Source organism: Acinetobacter calcoaceticus ANC 3811, assembly GCF_000399665.1.
GTDB lineage: Bacteria > Pseudomonadota > Gammaproteobacteria > Pseudomonadales > Moraxellaceae > Acinetobacter > Acinetobacter calcoaceticus_B.
Genome location: NZ_KB976986.1, coordinates 1,686,881 through 1,701,893 on the forward strand (window position 1 = coordinate 1,686,881; position 15,013 = coordinate 1,701,893).

Annotated in this window: 13 protein-coding genes and 1 pseudogene; 6 read left to right on the plus strand and 8 right to left on the minus strand. The window is 40.8% G+C overall.

The genetic code is table 11. The features are described from left to right. Window positions 1-2 precede the first annotated feature (2 nt). From paaG to paaA, 7 genes are read right to left on the minus strand one after another with little or no spacing between them, the layout of a single operon-like run. Window positions 3-794, minus strand: a complete 792-nt coding sequence (gene paaG, locus F935_RS09220) for a 2-(1,2-epoxy-1,2-dihydrophenyl)acetyl-CoA isomerase PaaG (RefSeq protein ID WP_016138680.1) — start codon at window positions 792-794, stop codon at window positions 3-5. Continuing rightward, on the minus strand, window positions 794-1,567 hold the full coding sequence (locus F935_RS09225) for an enoyl-CoA hydratase-related protein (protein ID WP_016138681.1): 774 nt from the start codon (window positions 1,565-1,567) through the stop codon (window positions 794-796). The genes paaG and F935_RS09225 overlap by 1 nt, the downstream gene beginning before the upstream one ends. 9 nt (window positions 1,568-1,576) lie before the next feature. Further along, window positions 1,577-2,638, minus strand: a complete 1,062-nt coding sequence (gene paaE, locus F935_RS09230; RefSeq protein WP_016138682.1) for a 1,2-phenylacetyl-CoA epoxidase subunit PaaE — start codon at window positions 2,636-2,638, stop codon at window positions 1,577-1,579. A gap of 23 nt (window positions 2,639-2,661) precedes the next feature. Further along, window positions 2,662-3,162, minus strand: coding sequence for a 1,2-phenylacetyl-CoA epoxidase subunit PaaD (gene paaD / locus F935_RS09235; RefSeq protein ID WP_016138683.1), 501 nt, complete (start codon window positions 3,160-3,162; stop codon window positions 2,662-2,664). A 16-nt stretch (window positions 3,163-3,178) separates the two neighbouring features. Continuing rightward, the gene (gene paaC / locus F935_RS09240) at window positions 3,179-3,934 is read right to left on the minus strand and encodes a 1,2-phenylacetyl-CoA epoxidase subunit PaaC (protein WP_016138684.1); all 756 of its coding nucleotides are present in this window, start codon (window positions 3,932-3,934) and stop codon (window positions 3,179-3,181) included. A 12-nt stretch (window positions 3,935-3,946) separates the two neighbouring features. After that, entirely contained in the window at window positions 3,947-4,237 is a 291-nt protein-coding gene (paaB, locus tag F935_RS09245; protein ID WP_016138685.1) for a 1,2-phenylacetyl-CoA epoxidase subunit PaaB, read from the minus strand. A gap of 32 nt (window positions 4,238-4,269) precedes the next feature. Next, window positions 4,270-5,208: a 1,2-phenylacetyl-CoA epoxidase subunit PaaA gene (paaA, locus tag F935_RS09250; RefSeq protein WP_016138686.1), complete on the minus strand. Its 939-nt coding sequence runs from the start codon at window positions 5,206-5,208 to the stop codon at window positions 4,270-4,272. 265 nt (window positions 5,209-5,473) lie between these two features. Between paaA and paaZ the strand changes: the two genes are divergently transcribed. Further along, on the plus strand, window positions 5,474-7,576 hold the full coding sequence (gene paaZ / locus F935_RS09255) for a phenylacetic acid degradation bifunctional protein PaaZ (protein ID WP_016138687.1): 2,103 nt from the start codon (window positions 5,474-5,476) through the stop codon (window positions 7,574-7,576). A 168-nt stretch (window positions 7,577-7,744) separates the two neighbouring features. On the opposite strand, the gene F935_RS09260 is transcribed toward paaZ, so the two are convergent. Next, on the minus strand, window positions 7,745-8,935 hold the full coding sequence (locus F935_RS09260; protein ID WP_016138688.1) for an MFS transporter: 1,191 nt from the start codon (window positions 8,933-8,935) through the stop codon (window positions 7,745-7,747). Between the two features lie 103 nt (window positions 8,936-9,038). Between F935_RS09260 and F935_RS09265 the strand changes: the two genes are divergently transcribed. From F935_RS09265 to F935_RS09285, 5 genes and pseudogenes are all read left to right on the plus strand, one after another. Then, entirely contained in the window at window positions 9,039-9,950 is a 912-nt protein-coding gene (locus tag F935_RS09265; RefSeq protein ID WP_016138689.1) for a LysR family transcriptional regulator, read from the plus strand. Window positions 9,951-10,222: 272 nt separating this feature from the next. Further along, window positions 10,223-12,862, plus strand: a complete 2,640-nt coding sequence (gene mutS, locus F935_RS09270; protein WP_016138690.1) for a DNA mismatch repair protein MutS — start codon at window positions 10,223-10,225, stop codon at window positions 12,860-12,862. Between the two features lie 61 nt (window positions 12,863-12,923). Next, window positions 12,924-13,452: pseudogene (locus F935_RS09275) on the plus strand (GNAT family N-acetyltransferase). Between the two features lie 345 nt (window positions 13,453-13,797). After that, complete coding sequence (gene fdxA / locus F935_RS09280) at window positions 13,798-14,121, plus strand: ferredoxin FdxA (RefSeq protein ID WP_016138692.1); 324 nt, start codon at window positions 13,798-13,800, stop codon at window positions 14,119-14,121. A 130-nt stretch (window positions 14,122-14,251) separates the two neighbouring features. Next, on the plus strand, window positions 14,252-14,974 hold the full coding sequence (locus F935_RS09285; protein WP_212749580.1) for a D-Ala-D-Ala carboxypeptidase family metallohydrolase: 723 nt from the start codon (window positions 14,252-14,254) through the stop codon (window positions 14,972-14,974). The last annotated feature ends 39 nt before the right edge of the window (window positions 14,975-15,013 follow it).

Consider the following 15,013-nt stretch of genomic DNA (forward strand, 5'->3'; position numbering starts at 1 on the left):
GCTTAGCGCCCTTTAAAATTTGGTTCACGTTTATTCATAAAGGCTTGTACACCTTCACGATAATCTTCGGAACGGCCAGCAATACGTTGTAAATCACGCTCTAACAGCACTTGCTCATCAAAGGTGTTGTTGCTTGATTGATGAATGGCTTTTTTAATAAGAGATAGACCAAAAGTAGGCTGTTTCGCTAAACGTTCCGCGAGTTCAGTCACCTTTGCTTTAAGCTCGGCATCTTCAACCACATCCCAAATCATGCCCCATTCTTTTGCGGTTTCTGCTGGGAGCTTGTCACCTAACAACGTCAAACCCATCGCACGCGCATGGCCTACGGCACGTGGTAAAAACCATGTACCCGCAGAGTCAGGAACTAAACCTAAGCGACAAAATGCTTGTACAAAGTTTGCCGATTTAGCTGCAATCACCAAATCACACGCCAACGCAATATTTGCCCCTGCGCCTGCTGCCACACCATTTACGGCGCAAATGACAGGCTTTGGCATGTTTACAATCGTTTTAATGAGCGGGTTATAGTAAGTTTCAATGGAATATCCTAAATCTGGAGCTTCAGCGTTTGGGTCTACTACACGATCACCTAAATCTTGCCCTGCACAAAAGCCACGGCCTTCGCCGCTAATCACCACACAGCGAACATCCGGATTTTTAGTCCACTGGTTTAAAACCTCGGCCACTTCACGGTGCATATCAACGTTAAAGCTATTCAGTGCTTTTGGGCGGTTAAATGTCAGGTAGCCAACACCATTTTTTTCTTCAGCAATAATATTTTGATAGTCCATCACTCACCTCTAAACACTGGCTTTCTTTTCTCAAAGAAAGCATTAATCCCTTCGTTTCGATCTTTTGTAGCTGCCAGCCAGACAAAGTTTTGACGTTCAAACTTGAGTCCCTGACTTAAAGTCGTTTCATGAATATTTTTAATTGATTGTTTAATCACGCGAATCGCTAAAGGCGCTTGCTTCGCAATTTTGGCTGCAAGTTGAATAGCATATTCAACGGTTAATTCAGTCGGTACAACCTGACTGCAAATACCATGTTGCTCTGCCTGTTTTGCCGAAATCATCTCACCTGTCATGGCCCAGCGCATTGTGAGTTGTTGCCCAACCAAGCGCGCTAAACGCTGTGTTCCACCTGCACCCGGCAACATACCAAGGCCAATTTCAGGTAAAGCAAAACGGGCATTTTCACCGCAAATCACCATATCCGAATGCAAAACCAACTCAAACCCAGCGCCTAAGGCATAGCCATTCACTGCACTAATGAGCGGCTTACTAAAAGCATCAATTTTTTGCCAAAGCTTCGGACGAATATCGAGTTGCAAAGACACAGCGTCCATAGCAGCCAACTCGCTAAGATCTGCCCCAGCCGCAAAACATTGAGCGTTACCCGTTAAAACCACAGCTTTAACTTGAGCGTTATGTTCAGCTTCTTCGAGTAATTCGCATAAACACTGCAATGTTGCATTGTTTAAAGCATTTCTTTTTTCTGGACGGTTTAGGGCTAATAACAAAACACCGTCAGTTGCTGTGCTGGCTTTGATCAACTCTTGCATGAAAGGCCTCTATTCATCAAAACTCAAGCGAACATTTGGACCTTTTGGTAAGGTCTGGCAGCTGAGCACATAGCCCCTTTCGACTTCATCTTTTTCAAGACTATAGTTAAGGAACATATCCACTTCACCTGAAACAACCTTACAACGACATGTTGCACATACCCCGCCTTTACAGGCATACGGTAAGTCAGCTCCTGCACGTAAAGCCGCATCAAGAATACTTTCATCGTCTTGAGCCACAGAAACGATCAGCTCACGACCATCTAAAATGATGTTTACTTTTTCTTCTTTACGATTTGCATCCGCTTCAGCGCTACGTTTACGCGCTTGTCCTGTGTGGAAACGTTCAGTGTGGATTTTTTCTTTTGCAATACCATAGTTTGGCAAAGTGCTTTCTACAGCATTCATCATTTCATCTGGACCACAGGCAAAAACATGGTCAAAACTTGTTTCAAGTACATCAAAATCAAAAAGCCGTTTAAGCTTTTCTTCATCAATACGACCATTCATTAGTTCACTATCGTTGAACTCACGAGAAAAAATATTGATGAGCTGAAAACGTTCTTTAAATTGGTCTTTCAAATCCATAATTTGCTCGGCAAACATGGTTTGTTTCCACGAACGATTGCCATAGAGCAACGTAAATTTAGCTTCAGGTTGTTCAAATAAAACTTGTTTCACAATCGATAAAATTGGGGTAATACCACTGCCCGCAGCAACACCTAAATAGTTTTGTCCGCCGATCTTGGCTGCTTTTTGAAAAAACACGCCTTGTGGTGGCATCACTTCAAGCACATCACCTACTTTTAAATGGTCATTTGCCCAGTTTGAAAATTGACCCTGATCAATTTTTTTAACCGCAATACTGATGTCTTCTTTGCCCGCATAGCTACAAATTGAATAACAACGGCGGATTTCACCAGCTTCAGTTAAATGGCGAATGGTTAAGTGTTGCCCCGGTTGAAATTGAAATTGTTCTTGTTGTTCAGGTACAACGTCAAATGCAATACAAATTGCCTGATCGGTTTGAGGCGTAATACTTTTTACTTTTAATGGTACAAATTGGCTCATGGCTGATTTCCTTATCTAAAGACTTAAATACATTTGAAGTAATCAAAAGGCTCAAGACAGTCCTGACATTTATAAAGTGCTTTACAGGCGGTAGAACTAAACTCTGTTAACAGTCGGGTATGTCTGCTTTTACAACGTGGGCACTCTATGCCATCAATCAAATGAACATGCGTACCGCACTGATGTGCCAACCCTTCAGGTGGCGCAATGCCATAAACTTGCAATTTCTTTTTACCCGCCTCAGACATCCAGTCCGTGGTCCATGCTTCTGATAAATCGACCATCACTTTGACTGGGGTCAACGCTTCTGCGGTAAATGCCTCAACAATTTGTACTTTCAACATATCTGTTGCTGGGCAACCGCTATATGTTGGCGTTAGACGAACTACAATTTCTTGTTGATCGTTAATGTCTACACCGCGAATCATGCCTAAATCCACAACTGATAAAACCGGAATTTCAGGGTCACTTACCGTTTGTAGAACATCCCAACATTGGTCGATGCAATGACGAATCATGTGCATGGCTCACCTCCTTGTCTTACCAGGTCATTCCTGGATAAGTTCTTTGAATACTTTGCATTTCAGCCAACAAATAACCTAAATGCTCGGTATGCAATCCTTGTTTCGCACCACGGCGATAAGCACCGTTAACAGCAACTGTTAATTCAAAGCGCTTAAGCTCATCTGCAATGGTTTGGTTCCATTGTTCTTTTTCATTTGAAAAATCTGGAATCACGCCTTGTGCCACTAATGCTTGTTCGTCTGCATTAAGTTCAAATAACTCAGCGGTAAAACGCCATAAATTATTTAATCCGTCTTGTACGCGTTGATGCGCTTCATCTGTGCTTAAACTTAAACGTTCCATCCAGCTTGTTGAAAAACGGATGTGATACTTCACTTCTTTTAAAGATTTGACAGCAAGCGCACTTAATTCAGGAAGTGAACTCTGCGTTAAAGCAGTAAATAAATGAAGATGGTAATGATCCATCAACCATTGGCGTACAATCGTTTGTGCAAAATCACCATTCGGTTGTTCGCACAACAATAGGTTTAAAAACTCACGCTCAGTACGGAAATAAGCGAGCTGATCTTCATCACGCTTAGCCTCATCATACTGCCCAGCTAAAGTCAGAAAGTTTCTTGCCTGACCTAACAAGTCCAAACCGATATTTGCTAAAGCAATATCAATTTCAAGCTCAGGCGCATGCCCGCACCATTCAGCCAAACGCTGCGATAAAACCAGTTGACTGTCGCCAATATGTAATAAGAATTTAGATAAAACTGTATTATTCATTTCCATTCTTCCTTACATATGCTCAATGCCATCTGGGATATGGTAGAAAGTTGGGTGGCGGTAGACCTTATCTAATGACGGATCGAAAAATTCTGATTTTTCATCAGGTTGTGAAGATCTAATCATTTCCGAACGAATGACCCAAATGCTAATTCCTTCATTACGGCGTGTATAAACATCACGAGCATGTTGCAGTGCAATTTCATCATCCGGTGCTCTTAAGCTGCCTACATGACGGTGGCTTAAACCTTGTTTACTACGTACAAATACTTCGTAGAGCGACCAGTTGTTTTTATCTTCCATTTTGATTTCCTCAAATTTTTCCATAAATCTTGTTAAGCCACTTTGTTCGCTTCAAGCTGCTGTTTTTTCGCATAGACCACTGCTGCATCACGAACCCATTTGCCGTTTTCCCAAGCTTTACGGCGCGCTTCGATACGCTCGTGATTACATGGTCCACGTCCGGCAATTACTTCATTAAATTCGTGCCAGTCGATCTCGCCAAACTCGTAGTGACCTGTTTCTTCATTCAGTTTTAAATCTGGGTCTGGTACTTCTAAACCAAGCTGTAAAATTTGCGGCACCGTGTTATCAACGAACTTTTGACGTAATTCATCGTTACCGAAGCGTTTGATTTTCCATGCCATGCTTTGCGCGCTGTTTGGAGAATGCTCATCACTTGGACCAAACATCATGAGTGCTGGCCACCAATAGCGATTTACTGCATCTTGTGCCATCTGTTTTTGTTCTGGTGTACCGCCTGCCAAAGCCATCATGGCTTCAAAACCTTGGCGTTGGTGGAAACTTTCTTCTTTACAAATACGTACCATTGCACGTGCATACGGTCCGTAAGACGTACGGCAAAGCGCAACTTGGTTCACAATGGCTGCCCCATCGACAAGCCAACCAATTGCAGCAACATCTGCCCAAGTCAAAGTTGGATAGTTAAAAATTGATGAGTATTTCATTTTCCCATCAATCAATTTTTCCATCATGTCATCACGGTCAGCACCTAAGGTTTCTGCGGCGCTATACAGATATAAGCCATGACCTGCTTCATCTTGTACTTTCGCGAGCAAAACCGCTTTACGTTTTAAAGTCGGCGCACGAGTAATCCAGTTTCCTTCAGGCAACATACCTACAATTTCAGAATGGCCATGTTGCCCAATTTGACGAATCAATGTTTTGCGGTAGGCATCGGGCATTTGATCCTTAGCCTCGATCGTAATTTCATTGGCAATATTTTGTTCAAATTTCTGGTAGTTGTTTTCCATTCTTTCATTCCCTGTAGGTATCACCCTTGAATCTATTTTTCGATACACTAAAAACAAAGTCAATCACTTTTTTAGTATCAAATTAAATTACCAGCAGCAAAGCACATCAAATTATTGAAATTATTAAACTTAAACCAATTGTAAAAAACCTTTTTACTTTTACAAATCAAAATAAAGTTGACTTTTAGACAAATTAATCTGAAATTATGAATCATATTTTCACAATTTTTATAATTGATGTATCACATAAAAAAGGAGTTTGGTCATGCTTGAACAAGCACACCTAGAAGGAACCTCAACTGACACAGATTTTCAGCAGTCTGAGCATCAACTGTCTCATCTTGCTTCTTATGTCTATGGAACATGGCATTCGACGAGTGAAGAACTACGTCCTGTTTATCACGCCATTACAGGTGAATCGATTTATGCCGTAAGCAGTCATGGCATTGATATGAAACGTGTTGTTCAATATGCCAAACAAAATGGTTCAGAACTGGCTAACTGGACGTTTCACCAACGTGCAAATGCATTAAAACAAATTGCCCAATATTTACTTGAGCGTAAAGAAGAGTTCTACAAACTTGCTTATGCGACAGGTGCAACTCGTAAAGATGCATGGATTGATATTGAAGGTGGCATCCAGACATTATTTGCTTATTCAAGTTTGGTTCGTCGTGAACTCAATGATGAAAAAATTATTACTGAAGACAGCTGGATTCAACTCTCTAAAAATGGAACTTTTGGTGCTAAACACATTTTAAGTCCTAAAGCGGGTGTTGCCGTTCACATCAACGCATTTAACTTCCCAATTTGGGGAATGCTTGAAAAGATTGCACCGACGCTACTCGCAGGTGTGCCATGTATTGTTAAACCTGCAACCGATGGTGCCCAATTAACTCAAGCTGTTGTAAAAGCGATTGAAGAAGCACATGTATTACCAAAAGGCTCGCTACAACTCATTTGTGGTCAAACGTATGATTTGTTCGATCACTTAGGCCCACAAGACTGCGTTACGTTTACGGGTTCTGCATACACAGGCCAAAAACTACGTAACCACCCTCACCTCAATAAATATTCGATTCCATTTAGCATGGAAGCCGACTCGGTAAACAGTGCAATTTTAAGCCCTGAGGCAAATGAAGAAACTGTCGATTTATTTGTGCGTGAAGTCTTCCGTGAGATGACTACAAAAGCAGGTCAAAAATGTACTGCAATTCGTCGTGCTTTCGTTCCAGAAGATTTGTTAGCGACAGTGCAAGAAAAGCTAACTGCTAAACTTGCTAAAGTTGTGGTGGGTGATCCTCAAAAAGAAGAAACCACCATGGGTGCTTTGGCGAGTATTAAACAAAAGCATGATGTTGCAGAAAAAGTTGCCGAGCTCAGCAAAGATGCAAAAATTGTTTTTGGTGGCAATGATAGCTTTACATTTAATGCAGATCATCCTGAAAAAGGCGCTTTTTTCGCTCCAACTTTATTGCTCTGTGAGCAACCTTTACAAGCGACACATGTTCATACCACAGAAGCTTTCGGTCCTGTATGTACCCTCATGCCATATAACAACATTGAAGAGCTTACTGACCTCGTGTCACGTGGTGAAGGTAGCTTAGTGGCTTCCGTTGTTAAAAATGACGATGAGAATATCGAACAGATTATTCAAAAAATTGCACCTTGGCATGGACGTGTGCATGTACTCGATGCAGAGTCAGCAAAAGAAAGTACAGGACATGGTTCTCCACTTCCGCATTTAGTACATGGTGGTCCTGGTCGTGCAGGTGGCGGTGAAGAGTTAGGTGGTATTCGCGCCGTTAAACACTACATGCAGCGTACTGCAATTCAAGGTTCTCCAAACAGCCTGACACAAATTACCCACTCGTGGACTGCTGGCTCAAAAGTTAATGAAGACCGCGTACATCCATTTAAAAAGTCGTTTGATGAGTTAGTGATTGGTGAACGTTTATTAACGGCGCGTCGCACGGTGAGCGAAGCAGATATTGTCAACTTTGCTGGTTTAAGTGGTGACTACTTCTACGCGCATACCGACAAAATTGCAGCTGCCGAGTCTTTCTTTGGTGAGCGCGTTGCACATGGCTATTTCATTGTGTCTGCCGCAGCAGGTCTATTTGTAGATGCAGCACAAGGCCCTGTGATTGCCAATTACGGTATGGACAACTTACGCTTTGTTGAACCAGTTAAAATTGGTGATTCGATTCAGGTTGAATTGACCTGCAAACAAAAAACGCCTAAACCACAAAAAGATCCGTCTCAGCCTGCGCATGGCGTTGTGGTGTGGGATATTAAAGTCAAAAACCAACGTGGTGAACTTGTCGCAACTTACGACATTTTGACTTTAGTTGCTCGTGATTTATAAATAGAACTCAAACTGATGGATATTCAATTTATCCATCAGTTTTTTATCTTAAATAGGCCTTAAATTACCCCACAAGAAATAATGTATTTTTCAAGCTAGTGAGGAGCCAAAGGCCGAAATCTTTTTATTCGTCACCCTTTTAATGTGCCAAAGATAGCGGCTTTAGAATTATGTTAGATGCAAACGTTTAGCCAGTTTCCTTTGCAGAATAATAACAAGAATTGGGAATCCTGCTGCTGAAATTGCACATAACATCAGTAACTTGTTTAGATTTTGTGGTGTCATGCCATGATCAGGTAATAAAAAAGCAGACAAGAAAAATGCGATGGTTGTAACCAGATACATGATTGAGGTCTGTAATGAAGAAAATCCAGCTCTTTGCCTATCATCAGGAAACTGAATCGAAACCACCGAAGATGACACCAAACGACTGTAAGATGCACAGAGAAATAAAGTAATAAATAACGTTGCATGCTGATAGCCTAAAATTGGTATCAGCAAACTCAGTATAAAAACGACGGTTGAACCTGTCGCCAGCATCAAAGCAGAAAAATGGGAAGTTAACGCCCCTGTAATTTTTGTAGACAGATAACCTATCACGCCCCCGCTGAAGAAAAGCCAAGGCAATAGGTCTTGTGAAGCACCCAACTGCTGTATCATTAATGGTGCCAAAATAGGAATGACCAGCATAGGACTAAACTGTACAAGTGCATTACTGGAAGCAAACAGTAAAGTTTCCATATCGAGAGGCTGCTTAGGGAGCGTATTTAAAGAAACTGGGTCTTGGGGTATGAGGGATACAATCACTGGCAGTGCCAATACACACAAGGCACTTATGAGCCACAAAGCCACATGCCAACCATAATGTGTGCACAGAAATAATATCGTGGGCATTCCTACAATGCTTACTATCGAAAATGACGCAATCACCGTCGCTAAGATTTTTCCGCGCAAGTTAGGCGGTGCGTTGTTTATCAATATACTTATACCTACACCCATGGTCGTACCGCCAACTAATCCTGCGCAGAATCGTAGTGCGAGCAGAAGACTAAAACTGGATGTGCATGTAGTCAAAAGTGTCAGTAAAGCTAAGAGTGCCATATTGGAGATTAAAAAATTTTTCTTATTGAAATGACCAATCCAGTAAAAGGCAATGACTCCAGAAATGACAGCACCAAGTGTGTACATGCCTGACACATAGCCTGAGAATGATACAGGCACTGCGAAATCTGTTGCCATAAAAACAAAAACAGGGTTGAACACCATATATTCCAGTGCATTGGTGAACTGGACGAAAGCAATTACAATGGCTATCCGCATGAGAGCTTTATGATTAAATGTCTGCATGACTGGGGGCATAGCAAGCAACCTATGGATGAAAGATATCCGAGTTTAACTGCTATCAATGGTGTTTATTATATGGTAGAAATGGCACTTATTATTATCAAATATGGGATAATTGATGCGTCCGACTCTGGATTTTAATGCCCTGAAAGTGTTCATTACGGTGGTTGAAAGAGAAAGTTTTGTTGGGGCATCGAAAATCCTTGAAATGCCGACATCAAACGTGAGTCGCTGTATTTCTCAGTTAGAAGAAAAACTGGATCTTCAACTCATTGAGCGTAGCACCCGACATATGAAACTCACTCAGGCGGGACAGCTACTCTACACTCGAGCAAAGCCGTTACTGGAAGCGCTTGAGCAAACTGAGACAGAATTAACGTTGCGGCAAATACAACTCAAAGGCCCATTACGAATCTGTATTCCCAATGAAATAGGCCCTGCATTGCTGGGTTCTATTATTGCCGATTTTGCCTGTCAGTACCCAGACCTAGAGATCAGCTGTATTACCAATTTGTCAGGTTTAGAATCTCTGCGAGATGATCTGGATTTAGCTATCATAATTACCCGTGGTCAGATGGATAACAGTGACTACATCGCACGTCATCTGGTAACTATCCCTTGCACCATTGTTGCAGCCCCATCCCTCATTCAGCGTTACGGCACCCCGACTCATATCCAGCAATTTGAAGAATTACCCTGTATTACAACAGTAAGTGCACTCAAAGGTGCTCCTTGGCAATTTGTCAATAAAAAGGGAGAATTCGAGACCATCAAGGTTAAAGGGCATTATCGGGTAAACAGTGGAGAAATGGCCGGACAAGCTGCTGTAGCAGGTGTCGGTTTCGCAATTCTATCTAAACAAGCCTGCCATCCATACATTAGCGATGGACGTTTAATCGAGATTGAATTTGAACAATCGGCAGCCCCATTGCAATTGTTCGCACTTTATTCAAACCGTCGTTACTTACCCGCTAAAACAAGAGCGATTATTGATTTTATGCAGCAGAAATTGAGTGATAGTCCGAGCTGATAGGGTCACTTTCTTTTTGCTGTTTATTTCTTCGCTCATTTGAGGAATCCTTTTTGTCAATTAGCCTCAATTTGTTAAGATAATAGCCGTGAAAAATTAAGTTAAGTTCTCACACACTGTTAACTCAATATTGACACTAAAAAAGGTACACTAAAAGGTATACTGTTTTATTAGACTAAGTCAGATTTACACAGAAGTTGTTAGAATTGGTTGGACAACCAAACTTTCAAAGTTAACTTATTTATTATTGATTTTTTAAGGGTTTAATACGCATGAATAGCGCTGAAATCATGGCTGACTTATCTTCTCATACACCTATGATGCAGCAATATCTCAAAGTCAAAACTGACTATCAACATGCGTTGCTGTTTTACCGTATGGGTGACTTTTATGAACTCTTCTTTGAAGATGCTCATTTAGCAGCCAAACTTTTAGGTATCACCTTAACCCATCGTGGCAAAGCCAGTGGGCGACCTATTCCAATGGCGGGTGTTCCCTATCATGCGGCAGAAGGTTATCTTGCACGTTTGGTCAAAGCTGGACGCACTGTAGCCATTTGCGAACAAGTTGGAGAAGTAACAGGTAAAGGTCCGGTTGATCGTAAAGTTGTTCGTATTCTGACCCCGGGTACTTTAACTGATGATGCATTACTCAGCAGCTATCAATCATCTAATCTCGTTTCATTATGCATTCATCAAAATCAGATTGGTTTTGCGTTACTCGACTTAAGTGCAGGTATTTTTAAAGTACAACAACAAGATTACAAGCCTGAACAATTGCCTATTGAACTTGCGCGTTTAATGCCAAGTGAAATCCTGATTGATGAAGACTTGGTCGACACAAATATTATTGAGCAAATTAAAAAACACTTAGAATGCCCTGTTACCAAACGTCCAAATGTAGACTTTAATCTAAATAATGCACAGAAAACTTTATGTGACCAGTTTACGGTATCAACGCTTTCAGGTTTTGGTTTAGACACATTACCTTTAGCTAAAGCTGCTGCCGCTGCGCTCATTCACTATGCAAAAGAAACACAAAAAACTGCATTACCGCATATCCGTTCAATTCAACTTGAACAAAGCACAGACTTTATTGCGCTTGACCCAATCACGCGTCGTAACCTAGAAATTATCGAGCCGTTATTTGAACATGGCACGTCATTATTCCAACTGGTAAATGATTGCCAAACTGCAATGGGTGGCCGTTTATTAAGCCGTACACTCATGCAACCAGTTCGTGATACAGCTTTGCTCGATGCTCGTTTAGATGCGATTGAACAACTCATTCAGGGCTATCATGAAAGTCCAGTTCGTTTAGTGCTTAAAGAAATTGGTGATATTGAACGTGTGCTTAGCCGCGTTGCACTAGGCAGTGCGCGACCACGTGATTTAGTACAGCTTCGTCACGCATGTGCACAAATTCCAGCTTTAAGAACGGCGTTAACTTCAGTCATTCAAGCGAAAAAATCCAAGTTATTAGTTCAACTTGATCAAGAACTTGGAGATTTTAAAGCGCTTCATCAGCATTTAATGGCAGCTATTGTTGAAAATCCGCCTGTATTACTTCGTGATGGCAATGTAATTGCAGAAGGATATGATGCCGATCTCGATGAATTACGCCAAATTCGCGATCATGCAGGTCAGTTCCTGATTGATTTAGAAATCAAAGAGCGCGAGCGCACAGGTATTAACACCCTTAAAATCGGCTATAACCGTGTAAGTGGTTACTACATTGAACTGACTCGTGCTCAAGCAGAACAAGCTCCAGCTGACTATATCCGTCGCCAGACTTTAAAAAATGCTGAGCGCTACATTACGCCAGAGCTAAAAAGTTTTGAAGATAAAGTACTGTCGAGTGAGTCGCGTGCATTAGCACGTGAAAAAGCATTATTCGAGGCTTTGCTTGAAAATCTTCGTGAAAATATTGCTCACCTACAAATGATGAGTTCGGCAATTGCTCAAATTGATGTGGTGGCAAACTTTGCTCATCAAGCACGTTTAAACAATTGGGCGCGTCCTGAATTTACACCAGAAACGGGCATTAAAATTCAGGCAGGTCGACATCCTGTGGTTGAAGCATTAAATAAAGCACCATTTACCCCAAATGATACTTTCCTTGATGCTCAGCACCGTATGGCAATTATTACCGGTCCAAACATGGGCGGTAAATCAACCTTCATGCGTCAAACAGCATTAATTAGTTTGCTTGCTTATTGCGGTAGCTACGTTCCAGCTAAAGCAGCCAAGCTTGGTCCAATTGACCGAATTTTCACTCGTATTGGTTCAGCCGATGACTTATCTACAGGTAAATCAACCTTTATGGTTGAGATGACAGAAACTTCACAGATTCTGCACCATGCCACCAATCAATCGCTTGTTTTAATGGATGAGGTTGGCCGTGGAACCAGCACCTATGACGGTTTATCTTTAGCATGGGCATGCGTGGTTGATTTAACGAAACGCGTAAAATGTTTATGTCTATTTGCCACACATTATTTCGAGTTGACTGAACTTGGTAGTGAAGCAGGAATTGATAACTATCATGTTACCGCTCAAGAACTGAATGGCAATCTGATTTTATTGCATAAAGTTCAGCAAGGCCCTGCAAGTCAAAGTCATGGTTTACAGGTTGCGAAGTTAGCGGGCATTCCTGCCAATGTTATTAAAGAAGCACAGAAGCGTTTACGCATTTTGGAAAAACAGCAGCAACAACATCTACAAACCAGCTTTCAAAACGATTTATTTGCTCCACCAGATGCAAACTCTGGTTCACAAATCATAGAGAAAGTGGTCGAGATAGAAGTTTCATCCCCTGCTCTAGATTTACTTAAGCAAATTGAAGTCGATAACTTATCGCCTCGTCAGGCACTTGAACAACTCTATGAGCTGAAAGCGGCACTGAAATCTTAATAAATCACGTCTGAATAAGCAGGCTTAGGTCTGCTTATTCATCTCGGAGAATAATATTTATATGATCTTAAGATCTTTGCAATGTTCAGAAATCGATCTTATTGGCAGCAGATTGGCCACCGTGAATTAATTACTCAAAACTACATACAAAAACAGCAACAGCTAGAATTGGTTGATTGTTTTTTGATGTACAACATTGGGACTCATACCATCTAGAAAATGACCCGCCTAAACTAAAACAACTCTATGAAAAAGGCTCAATATTTATCGGTGCATTTAACGCTTCTGAAAAACTGGTTGGTGTAAGTGTAGTCTCAAATCAACTTATAGCGGATTACCCTCAGGCTAAATTGCTACACTATTTCTATGTCGATGCAGACCAGCAAGGTCAAGGCATTGGTGCTCAGCTTATGCAAGCTGCAAAAGAGTCCGCCAAGCAACTCAGTGCAAAGCAATTGTATATTTCAGCAACTCCAAGTCGGCGAACTGTAGACTTCTATATGAAGCATGGTGCAGAACCTCTAAGTGCTCCAGATCAACAACTTTGGCAGCTCGAACCTGAAGATATCCATTTGTTATGCACCTTGTAATCCTACAGATTTAAGGTCATCTCAACAAAAAACGCAGAAAATCAGAATTTGTAAAAGAAAAAATGAGAAATTAAGATATTTATGAAAATAGATGCCTTGACTTAAATGACATCTAAACATTTAAACAAAATATTTTTTAAGTTATTGTTTTATAAAATATATTATTATTTTAATTTTATAGACTAGCAGCTCACAAGGTTGAAAGATCTGTTTGATTATCAACGTATTAACTTATCTTCATATGCATGAATAAAGAATATCAATAAAAGCAATTGTTTGTTTACCCCTTTTTTGCCTAAAATAAGCTATTCGAAATGAAACCATATTTTTTAGGTAGCTGTCGCCATGACCTTTGTTGTCACTGAAAATTGTATTAAATGTAAATACCAAGATTGCGTAGAAGTTTGTCCTGTCGACTGTTTTTACGAAGGTCCGAATTTCCTAGTGATTAATCCGGATGAATGTATTGACTGTGCATTATGTGAACCAGAGTGCCCAGCAAATGCAATTTTCTCTGAAGATGAGTTACCAGAAGGTCAGGAAAAGTTTATTGAATTAAATACTGAACTTTCTTTAAAATGGCCTAACATTACTCAAATTGGTGATCAACCAGCTGACCGTGAAGAATGGAACGGCAAACCTGATAAATTACAATATCTTGAAAAGTAATTTCAAAAAAGATCAGCAACCGCTGATCTTTTTTATACCCTATTCAAACATTTCATTGCAAATTCCTCGTAATTTGTGCACTGTTTTGCATTAAAATAGCCGCAATATTTATAAGTGCTTAATTTTTCTTATGCGGAAGTTTTTGCAGAGTCTGATGCCCTTATGCATAATCCCAGCGGTTATGGTAGGTTGTGTCAGCTCTCCCCAACACACAACAACAGGCAAAACCTCTCCAAGTGGTAAACGAATCTTTATTCCACAAGAGCGCGTTATTATCGAGCGCCCGATTCGCCCTAAAATTGAGCCTGCTTCCTATCGTGCTTGGTTAAATACAGGCGATCACTATGAACGAGTACGTGAATATGAAAAATTCCTAGCACGTAATGATGTGATAGGAATCGTACCAAGTTTTGAATTATTAAGATCAGCTCGTGATTGGCAAAAATGTGGCAGTTCAGAATATGCGGTACCAAACCGTGAGCTATGGAATAACTCTTTATCAACCCTACGCGTATTTAAATACCTAGTTGCAGCAAAAGTTCTAACCGACTTTGAAGTAACCTCGGTTTACCGAGATTTACCTTTAAACCAGTGTGCTGGCGGGGCAAGCTCTTCTAAACATTTATTTAACTCTGCAATTGATTTCCGTATTGGACCAGAAGTTCCACAGCCAGAAGACTATGCTTTTATTGAAAATACAAAGTTTAAACTCTGTCAATTCTGGGCTCAGCATGGTCAAAGCTTAAATTTAGGTGTTGGCTTATATAGCTCTGGACAAATTCACATCGATACTCAAGGCTATCGTACTTGGGGGCCTGATTTAACTCGAGGCAGTTCGATGTGTAATTTCTAATTAAAAAAACTCCTTTCAACTGAAAGGAGTTTTTATTTA